The sequence below is a fragment of the Azospirillum thiophilum genome, from assembly GCF_001305595.1.
Lineage (GTDB): Bacteria > Pseudomonadota > Alphaproteobacteria > Azospirillales > Azospirillaceae > Azospirillum > Azospirillum thiophilum.
This window is the reverse complement of record NZ_CP012405.1, coordinates 65107-91595: the sequence shown is the minus strand read 5'-3', so window position 1 is coordinate 91595 and position 26489 is coordinate 65107. Positions and strand designations below refer to the sequence as shown.

Below are 26489 nucleotides of genomic sequence, written 5' to 3'. Positions count from 1 at the left end.
GTCCTGGGGCAAGGCTTCAAACCGCGCCCGGCATAATGTGCACATTATTTCTGATGAATGCGCACATTTTTCAGCATGGGTCGAGGAATGACGACGCGCGCCAGCAAACGCCCGCCCAAAGGCGACATCGAAACCGACGAGGCCGTCTACACGGCGATCCTCGACGCCATCCTGGCCGGGCGTCTAATCGCCGGGACCAAGCTGGCGGAAACCCCGCTGGCCGAGCTTTTCGGGGTGTCGCGCGAACGGATCCGCAAGGTGCTGCACCGGCTGGTGGCGGAGCGGCGGCTGGAGGCGGTGACCAACCGCGGCGTCCGGGTTCCTTGCCCGACCCCGGACGACGTGCGGGCGATCTATCAGGCCCACCGCGTGCTGGAGGCCGGGATCCTGGTGGAACTGGCCAGCCAGCTGGATGACGCATTATTGGGCAGGCTGGCCGACCATGTCGCCTGCGAGCGTCAGGCGGCGGCGGACGGCGACCGAGCCGCCTCGGTGCGGCTGTCCGGGCAGTTCCATCTCCTGATCGCCGACTCGCTCGGCAATACCGAACTGTCGGCAGCCTTGCGCGACCTGCTGTCGCGCTCCTCGGTGATGGTGTCGGTGTTCGAGGCGGCGGCGGACTCGATCTGTGGCGCCAACGAACATGCGGCCATCGTCGAGGCGTTGCGCGCCCGCGACACCGCGCGCGCCATCGCGCTGTCCGGCGACCATTTCCGCCATATCGAGACCCGCCTGCGCCTCAAGATGCCGAGCGGCGAGCGGCCGGACCTGTCGGCGATCTTCAGGCCGCCGGCCTCGACGGGGTGACGGCGCGCTGTGCCGCCGGGCTTTGCGCCCGTCGGCGTTTACATCCAGCCATGATCCCGGAACTGCGCGATGACGCCGTCCAGCGTCGGCACGACGGCCATCGGAGCGTAGTCCGGCAGGGGCTTGCGTCCGGTGTTGCGGTCGACCCAGATGCACCGCATCCCCATCTCTCTCGCAGCCACCAGATCGAGATGAGGACTGGCGCAGATATGGACGATGTCCTCCTTGCCGACATTCAAGGCCCGATGGGCATGGTTGAAGATCGTGGCGGAGGGTTTGTAGGCCTGCGCCTGCTGCGCGGAGATGACACGGTCGATGCAGCCGCCCATCTGGGCCACGTTGCCGGCAATGATGTCGTCATCGGTGTTGGAGATGATGCAGAGATTGAAGCCGGCGTCCTTCAGCTGCCGGAGCGTCGGCACCACCTCGGGAAATGGCGGCATCCGTGAAATGCTCGAGGTGAGAAGATCGATGTCCTTCTCGTCATAGCGCAGCCCCAGCTCCTCCATCGCCAACCGCAATCCCGTACCGGCGACGGTGCGGAACGAACGGTGCGGCGGCGTCTGCTCCAGCTCATGCTCGTACTTGTCATAGATGTGGATCAGGGTTTCCGGTTCGACCCGATCGCGTGCACCATGACGGGAAAGGATCGCCTCCACGGCGGCCAGAAGCCCCTCATCCCATTGGATCAGCGTGCCATAGCAATCGAACGTCAACCAGTTCGGCCGGTTTCCTGTGGTCATTTCAAGTGTAACTCCGTTTGCGGCCGGGAAGGCCGGGTTGGCTTGCACATCGCTGGAAAAACGCTGGGAAGAACACGGCACGTCGCCGTACCGGCATGGTCGTGGCGGTTCCGAACCGGATCGGCTCTCGGACACTATCAACAATGACGATTGTCGACAATAAGCAATCTTGAGATCGATGCGTTTGTGGTCGGGCGCTCACCCGCGGGCGGGGTTGCGTTCGCGCCAAGCGAAGGGCCCTGCGGGTTCGTAGAGCCACGGGTACTGGTTGACCATGCGGCGTGCGATGGCGATGCGGTGGGCGGTCAGGGTGATCAGCCCGATCACCACCGTGTGGACGAGGAAGCCCCACGGAGCCAGCAGTTGCTCGCCGAACAGCCCCCAGGCCAGGAAACGGTCGCCCGCCCCCAGCAAGAGCGAATAGGCAAGCACGTTCGACACCGGCTTCCAGCCCTCCGCCAGCGTCTGGCCGGTCAGCACCCCGCAGCCGCCGAACACCAGCACCGTCAGGAACACGAACACCGGAACCGACGACCCCAGGATCGTCTCCATCTCAATGCCCCCCTTCCAGATAGGCGGCGCGCACCTCCGGGTCGGCCAGAAGCTGCGCCCCCGTCCCCGTCATCGTGATCTTCCCCGTCACCATCACATAGGCCCGGTGCGCCAGCTTCAGCGCGTGGAACGCGTTCTGCTCCACCATGAACACCGTCATCTTCTGCTCCCGGTTGATCTCCTTGATCACCTGGAAGATCTGCTTCACGATCAGCGGCGCCAGACCCAGGCTCGGCTCGTCCAGCAGCAGAAGCCGCGGCTGGCTCATCAGCGCCCGCCCGATCGCCAGCATCTGCTGCTCGCCGCCCGACATCGTGCCGGCCCGCTGGTTGATCCGCTCCTTCAGACGCGGGAACAGCGTCAGAACCCGCTCAAGCTCGCGCTCGAAACTGCCGGGCTGGGCCACGATCGAGCCCATCTGCAGATTCTCCAGCACCGTCATCCGCGGGAAGATGCGCCGCCCCTCCGGGCTTTGCGCGATGCCGCGCCGCACGATCTCGTGGGTGGGCAGGTCGGTGATGTCCTCGCCCTCGAAGAACACCCGGCCCTGGCGTGCCCGCGGGCTGCCGCAGATCGTCATCAGCAGCGTCGACTTGCCGGCCCCGTTGGCCCCGATCAGCGACACGATCTCGCCGGCGCCGATCTCGATGTCGATCCCCTTCAGCGCCTCGATCGCGCCGTAGAAGGTGTGCACGCCCGATACCTTCAGCATGGCTCAGGCTCCCTTCTGCGCGCTGGTCTGGCCCGCGGTGGGCGGCAGGTGCAGGTCGGCCGCCACCTCCGGCGGCAACGCCTCGTCCTCGTCCTCGCCCAGATAGGCGCGGATCACCGCAGGGTCGTTCTTCACATGCTCCGGATCGCCGTCGGAAATCTTCCGGCCATAATCCAGAACCACAACATGGTCGGAAATCCGCATCACCACGCTCATGTCATGCTCGATCAGCAGAACGCCGGTCCGGTGCCCCTGCGGCGTGCGGACGTCGCGGATGAAGGTCAGGATCTCGGCCAGCTCCCCCGACTCGCGCGGGTTCAGCCCGGCCGCCGGCTCGTCCAGGCACAAGAGCACCGGCTCGGTGCACATGGCGCGCGCGATCTCCAGACGCCGCTGGGCGCCATAGGGCAGGTTGCCGGCCTCCCAGTCGGCGAACTCGGTCAGCCGCACCCGCTCCAGCCAGTATTTCGCCAGCTCCACCGCCTCATGCTCGGCCCGGCGGTAGGACGGCAGCCCGAGCAGCCCGCCGATGGCGAAGCTCGACGCCCGCATCAGCTTGTTGTGCTGGGCGACGATCAGGTTCTCCAGCACGCTCATCCCGCCGAACAGCCGGATGTTCTGGAAGGTGCGCGCCACCCCCGCCAGTTGGGCGATGCGGTAGCCCGGCATCCGCTCCAGCAGGAACTCCCTGCCTTCCGGGTGGCGCAGGCACAGCCGCCCCACGGTCGGCGTGTAGAAGCCGGTGACGCAGTTGAACAGCGTCGTCTTGCCGGCGCCGTTCGGGCCGATCAGCGCGGTGATCTCGCCCGCCCGCGCCTCGAACGACACGTCGTTGTTCGCCACCAGGCCGCCGAAGCGCATGGTCAGGTGCTCGACCGTCAGCAGGGGGGCCGTCAACAGGGGCTTTTCAGTCATCGCGGCGCTCATTTCGCGGCTCCCGTCGCGGCGGGCGTCTTGCCGCCATGCAGGAGGATGGTCGGGTCGCGGTGGGCCAGCAGGCCGCGCGGACGCCACAGCATGATCACCACCATGCCGGCGCCGAACGCCAGCATGCGGTAGTCGGCCAGCTCGCGGAACGCCTCGGGCAAACCGATCACCAGCAGCGTCGCCACCACGACGCCGATCTGGCTGCCCATGCCGCCCAGCACGACGATGGCCAGGATGATCGCCGACTCGATGAAGGTGAAGCTCTCCGGGCTGATGAAGCCCTGGCGGGTGGCGAAGAAGGAGCCGGCGAAGCCGCCGAACATCGCGGCGATGGCGAAGGCCGCCAGCTTCATGTTGGTGCGGTTGATGCCGAGCGACGCGCAGGCGATGTCGTCCTCGCGCAGCGCCTCCCACGCCCGGCCCAGCGGCAGCTTGCGCACCCGCAGCGTGAAGACGTTGACCACCAGCGCCAGGGCCAGGATCAGGTAATAGAGGAAGACGATGCGGTGCAGCGGCGAGAATTCCAGCCCGAACATCTCGTGGAAGGCGGCCATGCCGTCGGCGGGCGTGCGCGAGAACTCGGCGATGCCGAAGAAGCTCGGCCGCGGGATGCCGGAGATGCCGTTGGGGCCGCCGGTGAACTGGTACCAGTTGACCAGGATGATGCGGATGATCTCGCCGAAGCCCAGCGTGACGATGGCGAAGTAATCGCCGCGCAGCCGCAGGACGGGGAAGCCCAGCAGCACGCCCGAGCAGGCCGCGAGCACCCCCGCCAGCGGCAGGCAGAGCCAGAAGCTCAGCCCGAAATAATGGGCGAGCAGGGCGTAGGAATAGGCGCCGACGGCGTAGAAGGCGACATAGCCGAGGTCGAGCAGGCCGGCCAGGCCCACCACGATGTTCAGGCCCCAGCCCAGCATGATGTAGGTCAGCAGCAGGATGCCGATGTCCAGCAGCATGCGGTCGGCCAGCGGCGTCATCGGCAGCACGACGGCGATGGCGACGGCGACCGGGCCGATGTAGCGGCTGGCATGCTGGACGCGGGCGGCGACGCGGTCCATGCGGCGGTCGCGGTCGGCCTGGGACAGCTTGGATCGGCCGGTGGCCACCGTCATGGCGGCACGCAGCGCGATCACGCCGCCGCCCAGCACCAGCACCAGCCGCAGCACCTGGGTCGGCATCGGCAACACCAGCCCGATGCCGGCGCAAAGGACCGCCAGGACCAGCACCGGCAGCGCCATGCCCTGGCGGATCAGCCCGAGCCCGAGCCGGCCGAGGAAGACCAGGAGCAGCGAGGCGACGACCTCCTCCGGCCGGGCCTCGATGCCCAGCCCGGTGGGGCGGTCGACGGTGCGCAGCCCCACCAGCGGCACGGTGAGCAGAAGTGCGACGAAGGCGGCGAGCGCGGCGTCCTTGATGGTGGCGGCCCAGTCGACGCCGCGGGCCGGCGCCCCGGCCTTGGACGGCGAGAGGGTGTTGGAGGGGGAGGTCATGGGCTTACACCTTCTCGATCTCGGGCCGGCCGAGCAGGCCGGTCGGGCGGAAGATCAGGACGAGGACGAGGATGGAGAAGGTGGCGACGTCCTTCCATTCGGAGCCGACGTAACCGGACCAGAAGGCTTCGATCAGGCCGATGACCACGCCGCCGAGCATGGCGCCGGGCAGCGAGCCGACCCCGCCGAGCACGGCTGCGGTGAAGCTCTTCACGCCGGCGAGGAAGCCGATGTAGAAGTCGATGACGCCGTAGATCAGCAGCACCATCATGCCGGCGACGGCGGCGAGCGCGGCGCCCATGACGAAGGTCAGCGAGATGACGCGGTCGACATTGACGCCGAGCAGCCCCGCCATCTTCTTGTCCTGTTCGCAGGCCCTCTGGGCGCGGCCCAGCGAGGTGCGGTTGATCAGGATGGTGAAGCCGACCATCAGGACGAGGGTGATGACGATGGTTGCGAGCCGGACGTAGCTGACCGAGACGGCACCGTCCATCAGGGTGAGGTTGCCGGGCAGGATGGGCTGCAGCGGCTTGGAGCGGGCGCCCTGGAGGATCTGGATGTAATTCTGCAGGAAGATCGACATGCCGATCGCCGAGATCAGCGGCGCCAGCCGGGGCGAGGAGCGCAGCGGCCGGTAGGCGATGCGCTCGACCGTCCAGCCATAGACGCTGGTGAACAGCATCGAGGCCACCAGCATGATCAGCAGCGCCAGCGGCACCCAGGTGATGCCGAGCGCCCCGATCGCCAGGAAGGTGATCAGCGCCACGAAGGCACCGATCATGTAGATCTCGCCATGGGCGAAGTTGATCATCCCGATGATGCCGTACACCATCGTATAGCCGATCGCGATCAGGCCGTAGATCGCCCCGAGCGACAGGCCGTTGATCAATTGCTGTATGAAATAATCCAAGCTGCGCTCTCCCGGCTTCCCGACGGTGGCATCGCCGCCATTCCCTCGATGGGTTGTGGGCGATGGATTCTGGGAAAACCACGTCCGGGCGAGCGCCCGGACATGGTTCCGTTCGGGCCGGTGCCGTCAGAGCTGGGAGAACGCGCCGTTCTTCCATTCGTAGAACACGAAGTCGGGCCGGGAGACATCGCCCTTCTGGTTGAAGGACAGGGTGCCGACTGCCGTGTCGAAGGATTTGCCGCTCTTCAGGACGGCGGACAGCTTCGCCATATCGACCGAACCGGCCGTCTTCGCCGCCTCGGCGAAGACCTGAAGCACCGAGTAGCTGTAGAGCGTGTAACCGGTCGGATCGATGCCCTGCGCCTGGAACTGCCCGACGAGCGGCTTGGCCACCGGATTCTTGCGCGGGTCGGGGTGGAAGGTCATCAGCGTCCCATCACCCGCCGGCCCGGAGATGGTGTAGAATTCCTCCGTCATCAGGGTGTCGCCACCGATGAAGCGGGTGGCGAATGCCTGTTCCCGGGCTTGGCGGACGATCAATCCCGCTTCCGCGTGGTAACCGCCGAAATAGACGACGTCGATGGCGTTCTGCTTCAGCAGCGAGATCAGCGGCGTGAAGTCCTTCTCGCCTTGATTGATCGAGTCATAGAGGACTTCCTGGATGCCAAGGGCGTTGGCGGCCTTCTTCATCTCGTCGGCCAGCCCCTTGCCATAGGCCGTCTTGTCATGGATCACGGCGAGGCGCTTGCCCTTGAAATGCTCGGCGATGTAGCGGGCGGCGGTCGCCCCCTGGTCGTCGTCGCGCCCGCTGATGCGGAAGATGTTGATCCACTTCTTCGCTGCCGCCTCGTCGGTGAAGCGGGGGTTGGTCGAAGCCGGGCTGATCTGCAGGGTGCCGGCATCGGCATAGACCGCGGAGGCCGGGATGGAGGACGAGGAGCAGTAATGGCCGTTGATCAGCGCCACTCCGCGCGCCACCATCTGGTTGGCCACCGCGACCGCCTGTTTGGGGTCGCAGGCGTCGTCGCCGACGATGAGCTGCAGCTTGCTTCCCAGAATCCCGCCCTTGGCGTTGATGTCGGCGACCGCCTTCTCGGCTCCCCGGCGAAGCTGGTCGCCATAGGTCGCATATTGTCCGGTCATCGGGCCGACGACGGCGACGGTGATGTCGGCCGCTGCGGCGGATTGGGTGGTCAGGTGGAGCATGGCGGCCGCACAAGACAGCATCATGCTACGCAGGAATGTGCGCATTACGTTCGGTCCTTCCTGTTCGAGGAGATGCGGGAAGGCGGTTTCCGGCCGCAAGAGGTGCAATGGCCGGCCGCTCTTGACGGTGAAGCCGGACGCCGTCAGCCGGCGTTCCGATCGGTTCCACAGCGGTGGAAAAGGCTGGAGGAGAAGGGCTGACGGCCGGATCATCCACCCGACGGCCCGCGTCGAGTGAGGCGGCGTCACGCGGATGGGACGACCACGACGAGCTTGAGATCGTTGACGTTGGTGCCGGTGGCGCCGGTCGACAGGATGTGACCGGAGTCCCGCAGCGCGGGCGTCACGTCGTGCAGACGCAGTGCGCGGTGAAGGTCGTGGCCGGCGGAGCGGGCGATGGAAACGGTCCGGCCGTCCGCCAGGCCGCCGGCATAGCCGGTCGGCCCGTCGGTGCCGTCGGTGTCGAGGCCGATGGCGACGACACCGCGCATGCCGTCCAGCTCGACCGCGGCACCGACGGCGAACTCCTGGTTCGGCCCGCCTTCCCCGGCATTGCCGGCGATGGTCACGGTGGTTTCTCCACCGCCGATCAAAACGCACGGAGCCGGGACCGGATTGCCGTCGGCCTGAATCTGCTTGGCGACCGCGACCATGGTCCGGCCCAGCGTGCTGCTTTCGCCCTCGAACACGGTGGACAGCAGCAGCGGGGTCAGGCCGAGCGCCCGCACCGCGGCTGCGGCACCGGTGCAGGCGGCGTCATTGTGGACGAGCAGGAGATCCATGCGGTCGAGATGGGCCAGCCCCCCGGCGTCCACGGTCGCCGCCGCCGCAGGCGCGGCGCGGAGATGCGCGGCGACCGATGCGGGCAGACGATCCCACAGCCCATACTTGTCGAGGGTCGCCTGGGCATCGGCGAAGCTCGACGTGTCGGGAACCGACGGGTCGGTGATGTAGTCGAGCCGGTCGCCGATCACGTCGGAGACCGTCAGGTTGACCAGCGTCACGCCGGCCGGCAGCGAGCGGACCAGGCGGCCGCCCTTGACGGTGCTGAGATGTTTGCGGACGGCGTTGATCTCGATGATGTTGGCGCCGCAGGTCAGCAGGATGCGGCCGGCCGCCGCCTTGTCCGCCAGCGGGACGCCGGGAACCGGGGAGACGAACAGGGACGAGGAGCCGCCGGTGAAGCAGGCGAGCACGATGTCGCCCGGCCGCACCTCGCGCAGCAGCTTTGCCGTTTCCGTCGCCGCGTCCAGCGACGATCCGTCCGGGATGGGATGGTCGGCCAGCCGCAACGCGATGTGGGCCAGGGTGCCGCCCTGCCCGTATTTGCAGGTCACCAGCCCCTTGTGGATGCGGGGCCCCAGGATGTCGTCGAGCGCCTTGGCGATCGGAAACGTCGCCTTGCCGGCGCCGATCACGAAGATGCGGCGCCCGCCCGACAGATCGAACACGCGGTCGCCGACGATCAGCCGGCCATCGTCCCGATTGTCGTCCCGGCTGCCGCCCCGATTGCCGTCAAGGCGGAGGTGCCGGTGAACGGCGACCCCCGGATCGGCGGCAGCGATGCCGGCCTCGGCGATGTCGAGCGCCAGGCGACGGAGTTCGACTTCGCCGGCTGAAAGCAGGAGCTCCCGGTTCTTGATGTAGCCCATCGCCTTTTGCTCCTTTCAGTATCGGTCGGCCCGGCCGCGGACGTCAGCGGGGCCGGCGGAAGGCGTGGCCCGCATACTGCGCGGTTGCGCCCAGCTCGCCTTCGATCTGCAGCAGGCGGTTGTGCTTGGCCGTCCGCTCGCCGCGGATCGGCATGCCGGTCTTGATCTGCCCGCTGTTGAGCGCGACCACCAGATCGGAGATCAGCCCGTCCTCGGTCTCGCCCGACCGTTCGGAAACCTGCACGCCATAGCCGTGGCGATAGGCGAACTCCGCGGATTCGAAGGCCTGGCTCAGCGTACCGATCTGGTTGACCTTGAACAGCATGGCGTTGGCCGCGCCGCGCCCGACGCCCAGGCGCAGGCGTTCGACGTTGGTGACGAACAGGTCGTCGCCGACGATCTGGGTCTGCGGCAGTTCGCGGGTAACCTTGACGAAGCCCTCGAAATCCTCCTCGTCCAGCGGATCCTCGATCGAGGCGAGCGGGTATTTCGCCGCGACCTGCTTGTAGAGGTCGATGAGCCCGTCGCGCTCGTAGGATTTGCCGTCGAGCGTGTAGAGGCCGGTCGCCTTGTCGTGCCAGTGGCTGGAGGCGCAGTCGAGCGCATAGACGACGTCCTCGCCGAAGCCGACCCTGTAGCCGGCCAGCTCCGTGGCTTTCTGCAGGAATTCGAACGGCTCCCAGATGCCCTTCATCGGGGTGGCGAAGCCGCCCTCGTCGCCGGTGTTGGTCGCCAGGATCCCGTACTTGGTGATCACCAGCTCGCGCAGCTGCTCGTTGATCTCGGTGGTCATCTGCAGGGCATGGGCGTAGCTGTCCGCCCCGACCGGCATGATGATGAATTCCTGAATCTCCAGCTCGTTGGCGGTGAGCTTGCCGCCGTTCAGGAAGTTCATCAGCGGCACCGGCAGCACATGGCCGAACGGGTTCAGGTACCGGTAGAGCGGCATCCCGGCCGTCGCGGCGCCGGCCCGCGCCACCGCGAGCGAGACGCCCAGGATCGCGTTGGCACCGAGACGCTTCTTGTTCGGCGTGCCGTCCAACTCGACCATCGTCTGATCGATCTTGCGCTGTTCGCTTACGTCGAGGCCGACCAGCGCGTCGCGGATCTCGCCTTCCACATTGGCGACTGCCTTGCGGACCCCGAGGCCGCGATAGCGCTTCGGGTCGCCGTCGGTCAGCACGAACGCTTCATGCAGGCCGGTCGACCGGCCGGCCGGCACGTCGGCGCGGCCGGCGAGAACGCCGTCGACATAGACATCGGCCTGAACGGTCGGCCACCCGCGGCAATCGACGATTTCCCGCGCCCGGATGTCCGTGATCTTCCTTGACATTGCAACCCTCATTCGGTCGGCATGTTTGTGACGAATAGATGATTACCGATTGTCGACAATCGGTCAAGCGGCTTTCGCATGAACCGATCGCGCTCCACGTCGATTGCCGACAATCAATCATTGCTGGATTTCTGGGCAGATTTGGCCCAGAACGGTGCAGCGGGCCACGCTGTCCCGGCCGTGCGAGAGGGTATGAATGAGCAGGTTGAAGGTCCGCGACGTCGTCAAGATGCCGGTTGAGATGCAGGCGGCGGACGCTCTGCGCGAATCGATCGTAACCGGATCGATCCCACCGGGTGCGCGGATCACCGAAATCCAGCTGTCCGACCAGTTGAAGCTGTCGAGGGCCACCATCCGCACCGCCTTGCATCAGCTGGCGGCCGAGGGGCTGATCGTTCTGGTTCCCTATACCGGATGGACGGTGACCTCACTGTCGGCGCATGACGCTTGGGAACTCTACACGTTGCGGTCGAGCGTCGAACGGTTGGCCGCCGAACTCGCTGCGACGGCCGAAAACCGCAAGCCCATCCTGTCCGCGGCCTACGAGGCGCTGGTGGCCGCGTGCCGCGGCAACGATGCCGACGCCATCGCGGAGGCCGATTTCGGCCTGCACAAAGCCATCATAGACCTGACCCGACACAAGCGGTTGGCCCGGCAATATGCGCTGATCGAGCAGCAAATCCGCATGTACATCCACTCCAGCGATGCGCTGATCCCCGAACCCGACCAGATCCTTGACCAGCATCGCCCGATCGTCGAAGCGATCCTGCAAGGGCGGGTTGAAGAGGCCGGACGCCTGTCGGAACTACACAACATCCAGGAAGGCGGAAAACTCACCGATTTCCTGCGGCAAGGTCCGGTGCCGCAGGAGTCTGTCCAATAAAGATGTTGCCCGGCAGGGCAGGGCCGTCATCGATGCGTTCGCGAAGGACGTCGGTGCAAAAATCGGATGGGAGTTGGCTGCCCGCCTGACGCTGCAGCCGAGCGGTCACTTGCAAAGCCATAGAATGCGCTGGTTTCTCCAGGCCGGGCCGGTTGCCCGATCCGGAGAAACCTGCTCAGGCCCCCGCCGCCACCTGCCGCGCCCCGGCGGTGTCGTGGAAGAAGCCGTTGACCAGCGGGGCGCCGATCAGGCCGCCCAGCTCGGCCGCCACCTCCGCACCGCCGCGCCGGCCGTCGAGCACGGCGCGGAAGGCCTCGGCGACCCGCACCATGTCCATCGCCTGCGGCGACAGCCGGAACCGGGCGATGCCCATGGCGGACAGCTCCGCCATCTCCTCCGCCAGGCACAGGCAGCCGTGCGACATGGTCTGGGTGCCGTTGACGGTCAGGAAGGGCTGGCCGTCCATCGTCGTCACCGCCAGCCCATCGGGATCGTTGCCGCAGACGAACTGGCAGCCGTCCTTGTGCAGCCCGTGGGCGCGCGCGTGATAGCAGCGGGCCGAGATGGCGAGCGGCGCCCGGCCCCAGGTCTGCACCTCCACGGCCACGCCCAGTTCTCGGCCGGCCCTGGCCAGCGCCGCGACGGCGGCCGCCGGCAGCTCGGCCGGCAGCGAGACCGCCACCGCGCCGCGCCCGGCGAGCCATGCCAGCGTCGCCTCGTTATAGACGTTGATCATCGGGCCGACGGCATGGGGCCGCCCCGCAAGCAGGGCCAGCGCCCCCATGTCGTTCGCCTCGACCAGTCCGGCATCCGCCTCGACGAGGTCGCGCATCGCCACGCGCTCGCGCTCGCTGCCGACCAGGATCGGGCTGGCAAACCAGACCGTCTTGCCGGCGGCGGTGAGCCGCTCGACCACCTCGCCCATCGCTTGGGCGAAGAAGGGGGCGCGCTTGAAGCAGACGATCTCGCCGACGATCACGGTGTCCACCGGCGCCTCGTCGGCGATACGGGCGTAGAAATCGCGCCAGCGGTCGACCGGCCAATTGAACAGCACCGGTCCCAAAGTGAGTGACGCAGTCATTCGGTAAAGCTCCTCAATGTCCGATCGGCTCGATGCCCGATCGGCTCATCGCCATGCGCGGGTATAGGCGCCGGTGGTCTGGGTGCCGCCTTCCACCATCGCCTGCAGGTCGATCCGCGGCACCGGCCGGCCGGCGGCGAAGGAGTCCAGCGCCTCGCGGTAGGCGCGGACGACCGCGCCGATATAGGCCTTGCCGCGCTGCCGCCCCTCGATCTTCAGCGCCCGGACGCCGGCCGCCTTCAGCTCGGGCAGCAGATCCATGGCGTTGAGGCTCGTCGGCTCCTCGAACAGGTAGGCCGGGGTGTCGCGGGCGACGAAACGGCCCTTGCACAGGGTGGGATAGCCGGCCGGCTCGCCCTCGCCGAACACATTGATGGTGAAACCGCCCAGCGTCGACGCCAGCGCGCTTCCCCGCGGCTCGTAGCGGACATGGCTGGCCGGCGAACAGACGCCCTGCTTGTTGGGCGACAGGCCGGTGGCGTAGGAGGACAGCGAACAGCGCCCCTCCGCCATCGGGCAGAGGCCGCCGAACACGAACACCTCGGTCTCGATGTCGATCTCGGCGTTCAGCCTGGCGATCTCCGGCACCGTCAGCACGCGCGGCAGGACGACGCGGCGCACACCGAAGGCATCGCAGTAGAGCCGGATCGCCTCGACATTGGCGGCGGATGCCTGCACCGACAGATGCAGGCGCAGGTCGGGGTGGCGCTTGGCCGCGTATTCCAGCAGGCCGAGGTCGGCGAGGATGACGGCGTCCACCTTCAGCCGCGCCGCATCGTCCACCGCCTTCCGCCACGGGTCGAGGTTGCCGGCCTGCGGATAGGTGTTGATGGCGACGAAGATTTCGACCTTGCGCGCATGGGCGTAGGCCACGGCATCGGCCACGTCCTGGCGGGTGAAGTTCAGGCCGGGGAAGTTGCGGGCATTGGTCTCGTCCCGGAAGCCCAGATAGACCGCATCGGCGCCGGCATCGACGGCGGCACGCAGGGCGGCCGGCGTGCCCGCCGGGCAGATCAGCTCGAAATTGTCCATGGTCGTCACGATGCGGCTCCCGGCCCGGCGCCCGGCACGAGCCCGGACAGCCGCGCCTCCAGCCGTGCGGCCCCGCGGCGCAGCGGCGGCGGCAGCAGCCGGCGTGCCGCCTCGATGCGGTCGAGCACCGGGCCGGCGTTCCGGCGCAGGACCGGCAGGACGCCGGCCAGCGGTCCGGCGAGTGACGCCGCGTCGGCCATCAGATCCATCTCCTCGCCATCCAGCGTGTTGCGCAGGGCGAGGATCAGCGCGGTATCCCCGGCGATGCTCAACTCACGGCGGAAGAACAGGGCGTCGCCATCGATCCGGCCTTCCAGCAGGTCGAGCAGCCGGGCATAGGGGCCGCGGATGACGGCATCGGCCTCGCCAAGCCCAGCCAATGCACAGGCCCCGATCGGCTCGCGGCGCAGTGCGTGCAGGGACAGGTTCGGCCCAACGCGCATCATCAGCGCGACCGGTGCATCCACCGGCTCGATCAGCACGCGGGCATCCTGCATTTCCCGCAGCGCGTCGAAGGCGCGCGGATGGCGGGCGGCCAGCTGGCGGAGAAGGCGGGCGAGCAGCGCGTCGCTGACCCGCTCCCCCAACCGCGGCACCAGCCCGAGCCCGACAAGGCTGAGGCCGGTCTCGAAACGGCGGGCTCGATCGTCTGCATTCACGGTCGGTGTGACATCGGGATCGCGCATCGGCGGATTCCCTCCTTATCGGTCATTCCGGCACCCATGAAAGCCGGTAACCGCCCGCCGTCATTGACCTCTGTCAAGTTCAAGCTGGAAATCCCGGCCTCAGGCGACGCTGGCCAGCCCCGCCCGGTCGATCAGGTCGTAGAGTTCGCGGTCCTCGCGGCCGATGCGGTGTTTCAGCGCAGCGACGACGTCGCGCGTTTCGCGGACGAAGGCGGCCGGATCCTTGGCGACGGCGACCGGGCCGGGCCAGCGCGTGCGGTAGAGGTCGAAGCGCCCCCGCAGATCGCCCATCTCCGCCTGGAAACGCGCCGCCGTGCTGCGCAGCCGGGTGTCCCGATGGGCCAGCAGGCGCGGGTAGAGCGCGCTGTCCTCCAGCGACAGATGGACGGCGAAGATGCCAAACAGTTCGCGGACCGTGGCGATGAGCGACGCGGGGTCCGACGCCACCGACGGCGCCGCGAGCTGCGATTCGATGCGGTCGACCAACTGGCCGACGCTCGCATGGTGATCGCGATAAAGGGTGGTGCTGACGGTGACGCTGGCCATGATCTGTCTCCAACCGGTGCCGCCTCGAAGGGGCGGCGTTGCAGCCAGGATGCCGGCCGGCCGGCTCGCCATCGTTGCGCCACAGCAATCAGACATCCGAAAGATCGCCGGTCGCGCCGCTGCCGGCCGGTGCGGGCATGTCGCGTGGAAGCGATCTGCCCTTCGGTCTGGCGCAACGCCAGACGCAGCACCGCGTGCAGCATCGTACCCCGCGCTCCGTTGAGAGCGCACCGCGTCGGCAGTGGGATGCGGTGGCGAACGGCATTGGATTTGTGCGGCATGGAGACAGATCAGGGCGGGAGCGGAGCCTCTCCTGCGATAGCGGCCACATGCCTGCAACAGGCCGCCCTCTCCCTCACTTTGTCGAGTGAAACATTATTACAGGACTAGAATATATAGTTTTGTGAATCGGCAATACAACCATGACATGATAATTTTTCTAATACGCTTATTTAGCTATTTTAGCACCTTATGAAATCAACAAATCTATAAATGAGTACGCGAATATGCACTTCCACATCCATAATGACTGATGAAATAATTCCATTAAAATGCGATGTTTCTTGGAAAAAATATGTCTTAATAACTAATTGTTAATAGAAAAGGCAGATTGTTTATTTGCCATGCCGTCACCGTTTCATACATACGGAATATGATTATGGTAAAAGCTAAATCCGTTTATAATTGAAATAAATTATCTACGGTCTAATTGATGATCAATATATTAAGAGGCTCTCGACGGCGAAACGTCCCAATATAAAGGAGACCTAGCCATGAGTATCCTTACGACACGTTTTGGCGATCTGAGTCGTTTTACAGAACTCATGCGCCGAGACGATCCTTCCATTCTTAAATCGTGGCTTGAGCCCGATGGAAGGTATCAGTTGCGCCGAATCCGGCTCGACAAGATGACGAACAGCATCGCCGGATCGCTGGCCGAGGTCTTCCGCCAAGTCCCTTCGGACGAATTTCCGATGCTGCATTACGGCTGGGGACGGTGCCGCGTTGGATCGACGGCACTCGCCAACCTGTTCGGCGTTGCCGGGATACCCGCCTATTTCCAACCGGTGAAGGCGGCCATGCGCAACTTTCTCACCGACTGCCCGCAGACGCCTTGGGCACTGCCGTCGGCCAGCGACCAGCCCCATCTGTTCAGCAAGGAGGTGGCCGGCCCCTACCTGATGGCCGAATGCCTGTTCATTCCCTTGCAGATCCTGATCGAGGCCGGTTATCCGGCCGACCGCCTGCATCTGATCATGCTCGACCGCGAACCGGCTCTGTCACTCGCGTCATGGTTCACCAAATGGAGCGACCGGGTGCCGCGCAGCCGGCTGCTGAAGCATTTCATCATCGCGTCCCTGAACGCCATCCGCGTCGAAGCCTATGCCGCCCGGGAGGGCGTGCGGACGACCCACTATGTTCATGAAGCGAGCCGCCAGCCGGAAAGGGCCGCGGCCGCCCTCTTCAGGCGTCTTGAACTGTCCGACCGCTTCTTCACCGGCGCGGTGACCGATTGGAATGGAGTCGAGGAATTCACCTCGGACAAGTCGAGCCTGATCTTCACCAAGGAACCGGACATCTACTTCGTGCCGGGAGTCCATCGCGCCGGCAGCAGCTATCGTTACCTGGACCGCGGTCTCGGCTCCGTCACCGACGGCGATCTCGACCTGCTCGACCGCATGGGCATCCAGGACCTCTACCAGGCCAGTGCGGATGCCTGTGCCCGGGAACTCCGGATCTCTCTGGAACCGGCGGGCATGGCCCAGACCTGTTTGCCCGATCCCGCGCTGCTCGTCGCCCAGTCGCGGCCGGCCGGATCGCCGGTCGCCGCCGCCTGATCGCCGCATCCCGCCGCATCCATTCCGTCGCATCGCCGGCATGCAGATCCGGGCGGCGACATCGAACCTCGCCTCCATCCGCACGAGAATAGAGAAGTCCATGCTCAAGAATTTCCGCATATCCCATCGGCTGATGCTGTTCATTCCCCTTCTCCTGGTCACGCTGGTCGTCGTTGCAGGGTTCAGCCTGAGCGTCCTGAAGGACAGCCTGCTGGAAGACCGCAAGGAGCAGCTCCGGCAGACCGTCGGCGTGGTGCGCGGCATGGTGGAAAGTTGGCACGAGAAGGAAAAGTCCGGACAGCTCACCCGCGAACAGGCCCAGCAGGCGGCCCGGGACCAGCTGCGCCCGCTGCGCTTCGGGGCAGGCGACTATTTCTTCGCCACACGCTTCGACGGCGTCACCATGGTGCATGTCAACCCCGCCTTCGAGGGCAAGAACCGCATCGACTTCAAGACCGTCGACGGGGTGCCGACGGTGCGCCTGCAGATCGAGGCGGCGCAGCGCGGCGGTGACTTCTACAGCTTCCGCTTTCCCCGCCCCGGCCAGACCGAGGCGGTGGACAAGCTGGCCTACGCCGCCGGATTCGAGCCGTGGCAATGGTCCATCGGCACCGGCCTCTATCTGGACGATGTCGAGACGATCTACAATCGCATCCTGGTGATCTATATCGGGATTGCCGCGGTCGTCCTTGCGGCGGGCGGCAGCTTCGCCTTCCTTCTGGCCCGCAGCATCAGCCGCCCGGTGTCGACCATGGCCCAGCGCATGAGCGCGCTTGCCGGCGGCGACCTGTCGGTCGACATCCCGCACATCGACGACAAGCACGAGGTGGGCACGCTCGCCCGTGCCATGGAGGTCTTCAAGACCAACCGCCGCAAAGCCGACCAGCTGGTCGCCGAGCAGGAAATCGAGCATGCGGCCAAGGAGCGCCGGCAGGCGGCGATCGAACAGTCGCTGGCCGACTTCCAGCAGCGGACATCCGAAGTCGTCACGGCGGTCGTCGCCGCGGCCGAACAGGTCCGCTCCCACGCCGGCAACCTGGCGGTCATGGCCAAGCAAAGCCGCAGCATGATCGACACCGTCAATCACGCCGCCAGCGACACCACCGGCAATGTGCAGACCATCGCCAGCGCCGCCGAGGAACTGTCGGCGGCGGTCAGCGAAGTCAACCATCAGGTCGCCCGGTCGACCGACGTCGCCCAACGCGCCGTGCAGGAAGCCGAACAGACCAACGTCACCATGAAGGGGCTTGCCGAAGCGGCGATGCGGATCGGCGCCATCGTCCAGGTCATCCAGGAAATCGCCAACCAGACCAACCTGCTGGCGCTGAACGCCACCATCGAGGCGGCGAGGGCCGGGGAAACCGGCAAGGGCTTCGCCGTCGTCGCCAGCGAAGTCAAGGTGCTGGCCAACCAGACATCGCAGGCCACCAAGGAGATCCAGACCTACGTCGGCGGCATCCAGGACGAGACCCAGCGTGCCGTCGCGGCGATCTCCTCCATCGGCTCGATCGTCGCCGACATGCGGACGATCTCGATCGGCATCGCTTCGGCGATGGAACAGCAGGGCGCCACGACCCAGGACATCGCCCGCAACATCGGCCATGCCGCCGACGGCACGCGCGAGGTGTCGGCGAACATCACCGGCGTCGCCGATGCGGCCGAAGTCACCAGCTCCGCCGCCAACGACCTGCACAGCGCCTCGGACTCCCTGCGGCACGAAGCTTCGGTGCTCAACGATCAGGTCAACACCTTCTTCAGCCGGCTGCGTGCGATCTGACCCGGCCGCATCGGATCTTGAGCCGGGCCGGATCACGGGCCGGATCATGGATGAAGCGGAGGACTGGGATATGACGGCATCGGCAATGAAGCCGGCGGCGACCGGCGCTTAACGCCACCGCCTGGAGAACCATCTGCAACCGCTTGAGGCGAAGAACATCCCATGAGCGAGCAACCCATGAGCGACCATTCCACCGATACGCCGGTGAACCCACCGGTGCGCGACGTCCATTTCTCCGTCGCGATGCATCTGAGGAACCTCCTGCGGCTCGACCGCACCTTCAGCATCGAACGGGCGGTGCGCGCGGCCGTGAAGCCCGGCGACCGGGTGCTCGATGCCGGCTGCGGCATGGGAATCCTGTCTTTCCTGGCGCTGGAGGCCGGTGCGTCCGAGGTGATCGCCGTCGACCGCGACCATGTTGATCTGGCCCGCGCCCTTGCGAAAGCCAATGGCTACGGCGACCGCATCCGCTTTCTGGAGGCGGACCTCGCCACCGTCGACTCCTCGCAGGTGCCCGGCCTGTTCGACGTGCTGTTCGCCTTCATCTACACCAACCACGTCATCGTCGACGAGCCGCGCTCGGCCGCCGTGTGCGCCCTGCGCCTCCGCTTCGGCAAGCCGGGCTGCGTGACGGTGCCGAACCGCGTCCGTTACTTGGCGATCCCCTGCGACTGGCCGCAGATCGACGCATTCTCCGAAATGGCCGATCTGCGGCGCTCCGTTGCCGATCTGGAAAACCGCTACGGCCTCCGCTTCGGTCCCCTGCTTGACGCGATGACCACCGAGCTGTGCTACAACCGGTCCCGCCCGGTGACGTTCGGCGATTATGACTGGTCCCCGGGCTTCACCAACGGCGGCTACCGCCATCGGCGCGGGGGCGGGCGCTTCCTGGGGGATCCGGCGCTGGTGGAGGAAATCCGCTACGACACCGGCGCTTCGTTCGAGCGGTTGCCCAAGCACGCTTCGCTCGCCATCCAGTCCGCCGGCACGCTGAACGCGGTGATGTGGGTGCAGGAACTGTGGTTCGACGACTTCCTGATCTGGTCGACCGAGGTGTTCAGCCCGACCGCATCCGCGCTGCCGGTCCGCGCCGGCGAAACGGTGACGGTGGCGCTGGACGATGCATGGCGCGCGACCAACTGCCTGTCGATCTGATGCCGGCGGCACCGGTCATCGACCGGTGCCGCCGAGAGCGCCGCCGAGGGGAGAGACGGCATCCAGCAGGGCGTCCACATCCATCCCATGGGCCTCCGCCGCCTCGCGCACCGTCATGAAGGGCGCCATCGCGCAGCCGGGGCAGGCCATTCCGCGGCGCAGCAGGACCGGCACCGATGCCGGCCGGTCCCGCATCAACCCGGCCATGGTCATGTCGGCCAAGGTCGCAGCGGCGGTGGGAGCGGCGCCGGTCGGGGCCGCGGTGAGGGCGGACGGTGCCTTGCCCGATGGGGGGGGCCGGCGGTCGGCGTCCGTGGTCGCGTCCATGATCTGGTGCTCCTGCGCATGGGGACATGCGCCGATCCTATCGGTCCGGCCGGCGCCGGTCTTTGCGCCACGGCAAGCGTCCGCCACTTCGTCCCCCGGCTTTTCAATCCCCGGAGCGGAGCGGCGGCAGATCCTCGGCGATGGCAACCAGGGCGTGGGGCTTGCGGATCACCACCTGTTGGCGGCCGCTCTCGACGATGCCCTGGCTTTCCCAGGCGGACAGGGTGCGGCTGACGGTGTGGAGCGTGGTGCCGGTCATCTCCGCCACGTCCTGGCGCGACAGCGGAAAATCGATCTCCACCCCCGTCTCCACCCGCCGGCCGGCCTGGCGCACCAGACGCAGCAGGGCATGGGCGACGCGGCGCTCCACCCGCTCGGTCGCGACCTCGCGCAGGCGGTGTTGCACCTCCCGCAGCCGGCCACCGACGATGGACAGCGCGTTGCGGACGATGACGGGATGCCGCTCCATCAGGTCGGTCATGGCGGCGGCCGGCCAGGACAGTTCAACGCTGTCGGCGACGGCGACGGCATCGGCGGGATAGAGACCGTCGGTGAAGATCGCCAGTGTGCCGAACATCTCGCCCGGCCCGATGAAGCGCATCACCACCTGCTGTCCATCGGGGCCGGTCTGCACGATCTTCACCCGCCCGTCGATCAGCGCATGCCCGGCAGCAGCCGCCTCGCCCTGGGTGAAGACCGCCGCTCCGCGGGCATGGCGGCGCGGACGGGCGAGGGCGACCGCCTCCGCCATGGCATCGGCATCCAGGCCGGCGAACAGCGGCATGCCGCGCAGCACGGCGGGATCGAGGGGCGGGGCCATGGCTGTCATCCTGCGTCGATGGGGATCGGCCCGCCCACTATAGCCGGTCGTCCATGAATATGTTGCCGGTCGAAGCACGGTGCCCGGCCGATCGGCAGGACACCGGCGTTGCGCGCGGCAGCGGCATCGGGTGGCCTCCGGCCGGCATGGTCACGGCAAAAGGGGCCGGCAAGCCGGCCCCTCCACACTGCAACAGTCCGATGCAGCTTGCCGCTGCGTCCCGCGATCAGGACTTGACCGCTTCGACCTCGATCAGCAGCTGGATGTCGTCGCCGACGGCCGGGGCACCGTACTTCATGCCGAAATCGGTGCGCTTCAGCGTGCCGCGGGCGGAGAAGCCGGCGGTCTCCAGCTTGCTGGCCGGGCTGACGCCGTCCTTGTTGAAGGTGACATCGAGGACGACCGGCTTGGTCACGCCCAGCATGGTCAGGTCGCCGTGCAACTTGCCGGTCTTGTCGCCGGTCTTCTCGATCTTCGTGCTCTTGAAGGTCAGCTTCGGGAACTCCTTCGTGTTGAAGAAGTCCGGCGAGCGCAGATGCTCGTCGCGCTTGGCGTGGTTGGTGTCGATGCTGGCGGCATCGATGGTGATGGCGACCGCGCTCTTCTCGACGGCGTCCTTGTCGAAGGTGACGTCGCCGGCCATCGTGTTGAAGCGGCCGATCACGTTGGAGAAGCCGATATGGTTGACGATGAAGCTCACCGCGGTGTGGGCCGGGTCGATCTTGTAGTTGACCGGGGCGGCGAAGGCGGGGGCGGCGGAACCGGCCGCGGCGATGGCGAACAGGGCGGCGGCGAACAAGGTCTTCTTCATGAACGGAACTCCGGGGGATGGAAGTCGATGAGGGGGAATGGGGATCAGTAGGGCGACGCTTCGCCGCCGCTCAGCGCATAGGCCGCACCGATGGCGACCAGGGCCGGAACGACCGCGGCCGCCGTGACCGCCGCCGCCGAGGCGGCACGGCCGACAAGGCCGTCGCCGGCCGGAATGAGGCGGCGCACATGGCCGGCCAGCAGCGCCGGCAGCGCCAGCAGCAGGACGGCGGCCTGCGCCTGGGTGAAGAGGGCCAGCACGCCGGCCAGCAGCACCGCGATGCCGAGCGCCACCTGGCCCGGCAGGCCCCAGCCATGGCGCTCGACCGGCCAGTTCCACAGCAGGAAGCCGCCGGCCGACGCCGCCAGGGCGAGCGCCATCTGGGCGATGGATGCGGAAGAGCCGATCAGCGCGGTGCCGCCGACGGCCAGCGCCAGAGCCAGCAGCGAGGCCGCCGGTGCGGTCGGGTTTCCGGCGGGCGCCGAAGCGCGACCAAAGGCGACCCATGCGGCGGTGGCGAGCAGGACCAGGAGGCTGAGGGCCGCCGCCGCCGAATCCAGGGCCGGCAGGGCGATCCACACCAGCGAGCCGGCCAGCCACAGCGCCAGCGCCGCCGATGCGGCCCGGCCGCGGACACCCGCCGCATCGGCGGCGACGCCCAGCGCCAGCCCGGCCGCGGACGACCAGAACAGCTTGCCCATGCTCGACGGCGGGGGCAGGGCGGGCAAGCCGACCACCATGACGAAGACCACCAGGAAGCCGGCGGCGATCCCGGCGGCGGCCAGCGGGCGCCGCAGCAGGTGCAGGACACCGACCAGGACGAGGCCGACCAGCAGGGGCAGCACGCTGGATTGGACGAAGGGGTCTTGCAGAAGGTCGGACATTCGTGCGGCCGAAATGGGTGATGCTTGGGCCGGAACCCTAAATTGTGCTTTGATGAGCGGGAATTGGCGAGTTTTGCAAAAAGCATCTGCAAAAATAAGCGGGAATAAATGGTGGGCGGCAACAATTGGGACGATCTGCGCTATCTGCTGGCGGTGGCGCGGCATGGATCGCTGTCGGCGGCGGCGCGCGTCCTGGGGGTGAACCACAGCACCGTCCTGCGCCGCGTCACGGCGCTGGAGCAGGCGATGGGCGCACAGCTGTTCGACAAGCTGCCCGGCGGCTATGCATTGACCGCCGCGGGCGAAGAGATGCACCGCGTCGCCCAGAAGATGGAGGAGGATCTGACCGCCGCCAACCGGCTGCTGTCGGGACGCGACACCCAGATCCGCGGCAGCCTGCGCGTCACCACCGTCGACATCCTCACCCTCTACATCCTGCCCCGCCATATCGCCGCCTTCCGCCGGATCCACCCCGACCTGCGCGTCGACCTGATGGCGGCCGAGGCGTCGCTCAGCCTGACCCGGCGGGAGGCCGACGTCGCCATCCGCGCCACCAACCGGCCGCCGGAGAATCTGGTCGGACGGGCGGTGTCCGGGCTGGCCTTCGCCGTCTATGGCGCCGCCTGCCTCCTGGGGCAGGGGCCGGAAGCGGAGGATTTCGACCGCCATCCCTGGGTCGGGCTGGACGAGTCCTTCGACCACACCAACCTCGCCCGCTGGATGAAGCGGACGGTGCCGGCCTCGGCCATCGGCTACCGCGTCAACTCGGTGGCGGGATTGGTGGAGGCGGTGCGGGCCGGCGTCGGGCTCGGCCTTCTGCCCTGCGGGGTGGTCGACCGCGATCCCGCCTTCCGGCGCATCGGCGCACCGGTGCCGGAGGCCGATGCCAAGCTGTGGCTGCTGACCCACGAGGATCTGCGGCACATGGGCCGCGTCCGCGCCTTCCTCGACTTCATGGCCGACGCGCTGTCGCGCGAGCGCGACCTGCTGGAAGGGCGCTGCAGGACGGCGGCCTAACCGTCAGGGTCGCGGGGCAGGGCGCCGGCGGGAGGACGGCGCCATGGCGCTCGTGGCGCCCGGTTGGCGGGCCGTTGGACGAGCCGGCTGCCCGCGGCGGCGGGTCGACCATTGGAATTGGGGATCGTCGGCGATCAGGTGGCGGTGGTCGGACAGCCGGTTGCGCTCCAGCCAGCCGATGGCCGATTCCAGTTCCGACAGCGTCATCTCGGACCGCGCCTTCTTCATCAGGCGCTTCAGCACCGCGTTGTAGATGTGGTAGCCGGTCGGCCCCTCGGCGACGAGGTTGTTGTCCTCGTCCTCGATCACCTGGGCTGCGACCAGCTGGCCGATGCGCTGGCGCAGGTGATGCTCGGCGGCGCTGGGCGTCAGCGGCAGCTCGCCCGGATCGCGCGCCTGCGCGGCGAAATCGGGGCCGGGCGCCACCACGGCGAAATGCAATGCGGTGGCGTTGGATTCAAGCGGGATGATCTCCGGCTCGCGCTCCGCCGTGCGCTCGAAGGGAAGCTCCTGCTGGGCGCGGCGGGTCTTGATCATGGCGCGGGTGCCCTGCTGGGTCTCCACCATGGTGCGGAACCGCTCGAACAGCGCGTCGGAGGGGTGGTAGACCAGCGCCCGCTGCTGGTCGTAGGGGCCGGCCAGCGGATCGACCCGTGTCGCCCGGGCGATCGCCTGCTCCAGCCAGGGGCGCGAGCGGATGTGCGTCAGGCAGGCGACATGGGTGATGGACGGAGCGTCCAGCCCCTCATAGGCCATGGCGACCGAGACCAGCACCGCCGGTTCGGGACGCAGGCGGAAGGCGGCGACCACCTCCTGCGCGTCGCGGCGCTCGGAGATGGCGAGGCGTGCCATCCGGCCGGCCTGTTCCTGCGGCATCCAGCCATGCAGCGTGTCGAGATAGAAGCGTGCCGTCTCCTGGTCGGGAGCGATCACCAGCAGCTTTCCCAGGCCGGACTCAGGGCCGGGCGCCGCTCCGCCGTCCACCGGCGGCAGCTTCAACGCCGCCCGCCGTTTCGCCCGGTGGTCGCGGCAGGAGCGGTAGGCCTCGCGCAGCATCGCCTTGGCGAAGCCGGTGCGCAGCGCGGTGAACAGGGCGTCGCGCGTGTTCTCGCCGGCCTTGGACAGGGCCTCGGCCCAACGGTTGGTGCGCTCGGCGTCCAGCCAGGAGGCCGAGCCGTCCATGGCGCCGAAGGTCACCGGCAGGATCGCCTTCTCGGCCAGCGCCTGCCGGCGGGAATAGCCGACGACTGCCCAGCCCGGCGCCTTGAAGTCGATCTCCCGCAACTTGCGCGCCCCCTGCGGCGCCCGGTAGGGCAGCCACAGGATGGGGCGGCCGTCGGCGCGCTCCAGCGTGCCGCTCATCAGCAGCCTCGCCGCGGCATTCTCCAGCAGCGGCAGGATGCAGCGGCTCCACGCCGTCTCCTCCTCCACCGCGGCCATCCGGTCGGTATCGAAGACCGCCGGCAGATGGTGCAGTTCGTCCACGGCCAACAGGTAGCGGTGGCGGCGGAACTCCTGAAGATGCAGGTCCGGTGCTGCCGCCACCGCCTGATAGGTGGTGATGTAGCCATCGAGGCCGCGGCAGAGGTCGCGCCCGTTCTCCGCCGCGCGCAGGGCGAGGGAATGGCCGAGCGCATCGCGCCAGCGGGGATCGACGAAGGCCTCCTCCGCCTGCCGGCGCAGGCTGTCGCGCGGGACGATCCAGCAGACCCGGTCGATCCGCCCGGCACCGTGCAGCGCCGCCGCCATGATGACCGGAAGCAGCGACTTCCCCCCGCCGGGCGTCACCGCGGCCAGGATGTCGCGGACCTCCGTCTGCTGCCGGCCGATCGCCTGGGCGATGGCGCCGACCAGTTGCTGATGGCTTCTCAGCTGCGGCATTCCATCCTGCTGTGCTGTGGCGCAACGGAGGAGCAAGCCTAAAGTGCTGCGCATTGTCCGGTCATCGGATCAATCGAAGGCATCGGCGCCACAGACGGGGTAGTGCCGCCTCCCCATTGGAGGCACCGGGTCGCGCCGCCCAGGCCCGACGATGGCCAAGGCCGGGCCTCCTGTCCTGATGTACGCACCTTGAACCCAAGCCTTCGGTCATAGGACAAGCCTTGGCAATGGCTCCCCGGAAGAACTGCCGCCGGGTGCCGGCCCTCTCAACATCAAGATTTGAGTTGCGCACCTCAATTCGCCGGAATATGTTCGCCACATGAACAATCCCATCACCGATGCTCCCCTGACCCTGCGCGACGTGGCGGCGGCGGCCGGCGTCAGCCTCGCGACGGCCGACCGGGTCGTCAACGGGCGCCCCGGTGTCAGCGCCAAGACCGCGCGCAAGGTGCACGAGGCGGTACAGCGGCTGGGCTTCCGCCCGTTGGCGGCGGCAGCCGAGCTGGCGCGGGCGCGGTCCTGGCGCTTCGCCGTGATCCTGCCGCGCGGCAGCAACCGCTTCATGATGGACATCGCCGACAATGTGCGCGCCCAGGCCGGCTGGTTCCGCGCACGGCGCATCGCGGTCGAGATCGTCGAGACCGACCTGTTCGACCCCGACCGGCTGGCGGCGGAGCTGGCCGGGCTGGCCGGACGCTTCGAGGGGGTGGCGGTGGTCGCGCTCGACCATCCCCGGATCCGGGCGGCCATCGACGATCTGGTGGAAGGCGGCATGGCGGTGGTGACGCTGGTGTCTGATGCACCGTCGTCGCGCCGCCAGCATTATGTCGGCATCGACAACATCGCCGCCGGACGCACCGCGGGATCGCTGGTCGGCCGCTTCCTCTGCGGCCCCTGGGGGCCGGCACATGCCGGCAAGATGGAGGGCGAGGCGGGTGGCTCGGTCGGCATCGTCACCGGCTCGGCCAGCCTGCGCGACCATGCCGAACGGCGCTTCGGCTTCGGGCAGGTGCTGGCGGAGGAATATCCGCAACTGACCCTGCTGCCCCCGGTCGAGGGCCGCGACGATCCGGAGCGCAACCGCGAGCTGGTCCGCCGCATGCTGGCCGACACGCCCGGGCTGGTGGCGATCTACAACACCGGCGAGGGCTCCGTCGGCATCGGCGAGGCGCTGGCCGAGGCCGGGCTCACCCGCCGGATCCTCTGCGTCGGACACGAGCTGACGCCTGCAACCCGCCGCATGCTGCTGGACGGCACCGTCGCCGCCCTGGTGGCGCAGGATCCGGGACACGAGGCGCGGTCGATGGCGCGGGTGCTCCACGCCCTGGTTACGGGCCAAGAGATCGTCGCGGCGCAGGAGCATATCCGGGTCCAGGTCATCCTGCGCGACAATTTGCCCTGAGCGGCGGCAGGCCGCCG

Annotated in this window: 25 protein-coding genes; 7 read left to right on the top strand and 18 right to left on the bottom strand. The window is 67.6% G+C overall.

Features of this window, described 5'->3' with window-relative positions; genetic code table 11:
* Nucleotides 1–87 precede the first annotated feature (87 nt).
* Complete coding sequence (locus AL072_RS26435) at nt 88–807, top strand: GntR family transcriptional regulator (protein WP_045585781.1); 720 nt, start codon at nt 88–90, stop codon at nt 805–807.
* Nucleotides 808–845: 38 nt separating this feature from the next.
* On the opposite strand, the gene AL072_RS26430 is transcribed toward AL072_RS26435, so the two are convergent.
* The 9 genes from AL072_RS26430 to eno all read right to left on the bottom strand — a co-directional run bounded on the left by AL072_RS26430 (nt 846) and on the right by eno (nt 10332).
* A complete protein-coding gene (locus tag AL072_RS26430) occupies nt 846–1550 on the bottom strand; it encodes a haloacid dehalogenase type II (protein WP_045585780.1) in 705 nt (234 codons plus the stop codon).
* Between the two features lie 198 nt (nt 1551–1748).
* On the bottom strand, nt 1749–2102 hold the full coding sequence (locus AL072_RS26425) for a DUF6867 family protein (RefSeq protein ID WP_045585779.1): 354 nt from the start codon (nt 2100–2102) through the stop codon (nt 1749–1751).
* Between the two features lies 1 nt (nt 2103).
* The gene (locus AL072_RS26420) at nt 2104–2814 is read right to left on the bottom strand and encodes an ABC transporter ATP-binding protein (protein ID WP_045583517.1); all 711 of its coding nucleotides are present in this window, start codon (nt 2812–2814) and stop codon (nt 2104–2106) included.
* Between the two features lie 3 nt (nt 2815–2817).
* Complete coding sequence (locus AL072_RS26415) at nt 2818–3741, bottom strand: ABC transporter ATP-binding protein (RefSeq protein ID WP_045583516.1); 924 nt, start codon at nt 3739–3741, stop codon at nt 2818–2820.
* Nucleotides 3738–5231, bottom strand: a complete 1494-nt coding sequence (gene livM / locus AL072_RS26410) for a high-affinity branched-chain amino acid ABC transporter permease LivM (protein WP_045583515.1) — start codon at nt 5229–5231, stop codon at nt 3738–3740. Before livM ends, AL072_RS26415 begins: the two co-directional genes overlap by 4 nt.
* A 4-nt stretch (nt 5232–5235) precedes the next feature.
* Nucleotides 5236–6141, bottom strand: coding sequence for a branched-chain amino acid ABC transporter permease (locus tag AL072_RS26405; protein ID WP_045583514.1), 906 nt, complete (start codon nt 6139–6141; stop codon nt 5236–5238).
* A gap of 126 nt (nt 6142–6267) precedes the next feature.
* Nucleotides 6268–7347 carry a branched-chain amino acid ABC transporter substrate-binding protein gene (locus AL072_RS26400; protein WP_245637037.1) on the bottom strand — a complete coding sequence of 360 codons (1080 nt, stop codon included), beginning with the start codon at nt 7345–7347 and terminating at the stop codon, nt 6268–6270.
* Between the two features lie 245 nt (nt 7348–7592).
* Nucleotides 7593–8999, bottom strand: a complete 1407-nt coding sequence (locus AL072_RS26395) for a glycerate kinase type-2 family protein (protein ID WP_045585777.1) — start codon at nt 8997–8999, stop codon at nt 7593–7595.
* Nucleotides 9000–9042: 43 nt separating this feature from the next.
* Complete coding sequence (gene eno, locus AL072_RS26390; protein WP_045585776.1) at nt 9043–10332, bottom strand: phosphopyruvate hydratase; 1290 nt, start codon at nt 10330–10332, stop codon at nt 9043–9045.
* A gap of 205 nt (nt 10333–10537) precedes the next feature.
* Between eno and AL072_RS26385 the strand changes: the two genes are divergently transcribed.
* The gene (locus AL072_RS26385; protein WP_200909942.1) at nt 10538–11215 is read left to right on the top strand and encodes a GntR family transcriptional regulator; all 678 of its coding nucleotides are present in this window, start codon (nt 10538–10540) and stop codon (nt 11213–11215) included.
* Nucleotides 11216–11390: 175 nt separating this feature from the next.
* Here the strand turns inward: AL072_RS26385 and ubiV are convergent, their stop codons facing one another.
* The 4 genes from ubiV to AL072_RS26365 form a co-directional block, all read right to left on the bottom strand.
* Entirely contained in the window at nt 11391–12296 is a 906-nt protein-coding gene (ubiV, locus tag AL072_RS26380; RefSeq protein ID WP_045585775.1) for a ubiquinone anaerobic biosynthesis protein UbiV, read from the bottom strand.
* A gap of 45 nt (nt 12297–12341) precedes the next feature.
* Nucleotides 12342–13328 (bottom strand): ubiquinone anaerobic biosynthesis protein UbiU, encoded by a 987-nt coding sequence (ubiU, locus tag AL072_RS26375; RefSeq protein WP_045585990.1) that lies wholly within the window; start codon nt 13326–13328, stop codon nt 12342–12344.
* 5 nt (nt 13329–13333) lie between these two features.
* The gene (gene ubiT / locus AL072_RS26370) at nt 13334–14014 is read right to left on the bottom strand and encodes a ubiquinone anaerobic biosynthesis accessory factor UbiT (RefSeq protein WP_045585774.1); all 681 of its coding nucleotides are present in this window, start codon (nt 14012–14014) and stop codon (nt 13334–13336) included.
* A gap of 99 nt (nt 14015–14113) precedes the next feature.
* Entirely contained in the window at nt 14114–14560 is a 447-nt protein-coding gene (locus tag AL072_RS26365) for a hemerythrin domain-containing protein (protein WP_045585773.1), read from the bottom strand.
* A gap of 773 nt (nt 14561–15333) precedes the next feature.
* On the opposite strand from AL072_RS26365, the gene AL072_RS26360 reads away from it, so the two are divergent.
* The 3 genes from AL072_RS26360 to AL072_RS26350 all read left to right on the top strand — a co-directional run bounded on the left by AL072_RS26360 (nt 15334) and on the right by AL072_RS26350 (nt 19330).
* Nucleotides 15334–16398 (top strand): sulfotransferase family protein, encoded by a 1065-nt coding sequence (locus AL072_RS26360; RefSeq protein ID WP_200909941.1) that lies wholly within the window; start codon nt 15334–15336, stop codon nt 16396–16398.
* A 100-nt stretch (nt 16399–16498) separates the two neighbouring features.
* Nucleotides 16499–18175 carry a methyl-accepting chemotaxis protein gene (locus tag AL072_RS26355; RefSeq protein WP_045585772.1) on the top strand — a complete coding sequence of 559 codons (1677 nt, stop codon included), beginning with the start codon at nt 16499–16501 and terminating at the stop codon, nt 18173–18175.
* 162 nt (nt 18176–18337) lie between these two features.
* Entirely contained in the window at nt 18338–19330 is a 993-nt protein-coding gene (locus AL072_RS26350; RefSeq protein ID WP_045585771.1) for a methyltransferase domain-containing protein, read from the top strand.
* Nucleotides 19331–19345: 15 nt separating this feature from the next.
* On the opposite strand, the gene AL072_RS35790 is transcribed toward AL072_RS26350, so the two are convergent.
* From AL072_RS35790 to AL072_RS26330, 4 genes are all read right to left on the bottom strand, one after another.
* Nucleotides 19346–19657, bottom strand: a complete 312-nt coding sequence (locus AL072_RS35790; protein WP_245637036.1) for a DUF1858 domain-containing protein — start codon at nt 19655–19657, stop codon at nt 19346–19348.
* A gap of 103 nt (nt 19658–19760) precedes the next feature.
* Nucleotides 19761–20477 carry a Crp/Fnr family transcriptional regulator gene (locus tag AL072_RS26340; RefSeq protein ID WP_045585770.1) on the bottom strand — a complete coding sequence of 239 codons (717 nt, stop codon included), beginning with the start codon at nt 20475–20477 and terminating at the stop codon, nt 19761–19763.
* Between the two features lie 226 nt (nt 20478–20703).
* Entirely contained in the window at nt 20704–21288 is a 585-nt protein-coding gene (locus AL072_RS26335; protein ID WP_045585769.1) for a YceI family protein, read from the bottom strand.
* A 44-nt stretch (nt 21289–21332) separates the two neighbouring features.
* Nucleotides 21333–22172, bottom strand: coding sequence for a hypothetical protein (locus tag AL072_RS26330; RefSeq protein ID WP_045585768.1), 840 nt, complete (start codon nt 22170–22172; stop codon nt 21333–21335).
* Between the two features lie 108 nt (nt 22173–22280).
* Here AL072_RS26330 and AL072_RS26325 point away from each other — a divergent pair, with 108 nt between their 5' ends.
* The gene (locus AL072_RS26325) at nt 22281–23189 is read left to right on the top strand and encodes a LysR family transcriptional regulator (protein WP_045585767.1); all 909 of its coding nucleotides are present in this window, start codon (nt 22281–22283) and stop codon (nt 23187–23189) included.
* A gap of 3 nt (nt 23190–23192) precedes the next feature.
* Here AL072_RS26325 and AL072_RS26320 read toward each other — a convergent pair whose 3' ends face one another.
* Entirely contained in the window at nt 23193–25070 is a 1878-nt protein-coding gene (locus tag AL072_RS26320) for a DEAD/DEAH box helicase (protein WP_045585766.1), read from the bottom strand.
* Between the two features lie 319 nt (nt 25071–25389).
* Here AL072_RS26320 and AL072_RS26315 point away from each other — a divergent pair, with 319 nt between their 5' ends.
* Nucleotides 25390–26472 carry a LacI family DNA-binding transcriptional regulator gene (locus tag AL072_RS26315; RefSeq protein WP_045585765.1) on the top strand — a complete coding sequence of 361 codons (1083 nt, stop codon included), beginning with the start codon at nt 25390–25392 and terminating at the stop codon, nt 26470–26472.
* The last annotated feature ends 17 nt before the right edge of the window (nt 26473–26489 follow it).

What these genes read in the sequence shown, in the direction of transcription:
- AL072_RS26435 (WP_045585781.1), top strand. Translation starts at nt 88, where the DNA reads ATGACGACGCGCGCCAGCAAACGCCCGCCCAAAGGCGACATCGAAACC.
- AL072_RS26430 (WP_045585780.1), bottom strand. Translation starts at nt 1,550, where the DNA reads ATGACCACAGGAAACCGGCCGAACTGGTTGACGTTCGATTGCTATGGC.
- AL072_RS26425 (WP_045585779.1), bottom strand. Translation starts at nt 2,102, where the DNA reads ATGGAGACGATCCTGGGGTCGTCGGTTCCGGTGTTCGTGTTCCTGACG.
- AL072_RS26420 (WP_045583517.1), bottom strand. Translation starts at nt 2,814, where the DNA reads ATGCTGAAGGTATCGGGCGTGCACACCTTCTACGGCGCGATCGAGGCG.
- AL072_RS26415 (WP_045583516.1), bottom strand. Translation starts at nt 3,741, where the DNA reads ATGAGCGCCGCGATGACTGAAAAGCCCCTGTTGACGGCCCCCCTGCTG.
- livM (WP_045583515.1), bottom strand. Translation starts at nt 5,231, where the DNA reads ATGACCTCCCCCTCCAACACCCTCTCGCCGTCCAAGGCCGGGGCGCCG.
- AL072_RS26400 (WP_245637037.1), bottom strand. Translation starts at nt 7,347, where the DNA reads ATGCTCCACCTGACCACCCAATCCGCCGCAGCGGCCGACATCACCGTC.
- AL072_RS26395 (WP_045585777.1), bottom strand. Translation starts at nt 8,999, where the DNA reads ATGGGCTACATCAAGAACCGGGAGCTCCTGCTTTCAGCCGGCGAAGTC.
- eno (WP_045585776.1), bottom strand. Translation starts at nt 10,332, where the DNA reads ATGTCAAGGAAGATCACGGACATCCGGGCGCGGGAAATCGTCGATTGC.
- ubiV (WP_045585775.1), bottom strand. Translation starts at nt 12,296, where the DNA reads ATGACTGCGTCACTCACTTTGGGACCGGTGCTGTTCAATTGGCCGGTC.
- ubiU (WP_045585990.1), bottom strand. Translation starts at nt 13,328, where the DNA reads ATGGACAATTTCGAGCTGATCTGCCCGGCGGGCACGCCGGCCGCCCTG.
- ubiT (WP_045585774.1), bottom strand. Translation starts at nt 14,014, where the DNA reads ATGCGCGATCCCGATGTCACACCGACCGTGAATGCAGACGATCGAGCC.
- AL072_RS26365 (WP_045585773.1), bottom strand. Translation starts at nt 14,560, where the DNA reads ATGGCCAGCGTCACCGTCAGCACCACCCTTTATCGCGATCACCATGCG.
- AL072_RS26360 (WP_200909941.1), top strand. Translation starts at nt 15,334, where the DNA reads ATGAGTATCCTTACGACACGTTTTGGCGATCTGAGTCGTTTTACAGAA.
- AL072_RS26355 (WP_045585772.1), top strand. Translation starts at nt 16,499, where the DNA reads ATGCTCAAGAATTTCCGCATATCCCATCGGCTGATGCTGTTCATTCCC.
- AL072_RS26350 (WP_045585771.1), top strand. Translation starts at nt 18,338, where the DNA reads ATGAGCGAGCAACCCATGAGCGACCATTCCACCGATACGCCGGTGAAC.
- AL072_RS35790 (WP_245637036.1), bottom strand. Translation starts at nt 19,657, where the DNA reads ATGGACGCGACCACGGACGCCGACCGCCGGCCCCCCCCATCGGGCAAG.
- AL072_RS26340 (WP_045585770.1), bottom strand. Translation starts at nt 20,477, where the DNA reads ATGGCCCCGCCCCTCGATCCCGCCGTGCTGCGCGGCATGCCGCTGTTC.
- AL072_RS26335 (WP_045585769.1), bottom strand. Translation starts at nt 21,288, where the DNA reads ATGAAGAAGACCTTGTTCGCCGCCGCCCTGTTCGCCATCGCCGCGGCC.
- AL072_RS26330 (WP_045585768.1), bottom strand. Translation starts at nt 22,172, where the DNA reads ATGTCCGACCTTCTGCAAGACCCCTTCGTCCAATCCAGCGTGCTGCCC.
- AL072_RS26325 (WP_045585767.1), top strand. Translation starts at nt 22,281, where the DNA reads ATGGTGGGCGGCAACAATTGGGACGATCTGCGCTATCTGCTGGCGGTG.
- AL072_RS26320 (WP_045585766.1), bottom strand. Translation starts at nt 25,070, where the DNA reads ATGCCGCAGCTGAGAAGCCATCAGCAACTGGTCGGCGCCATCGCCCAG.
- AL072_RS26315 (WP_045585765.1), top strand. Translation starts at nt 25,390, where the DNA reads ATGAACAATCCCATCACCGATGCTCCCCTGACCCTGCGCGACGTGGCG.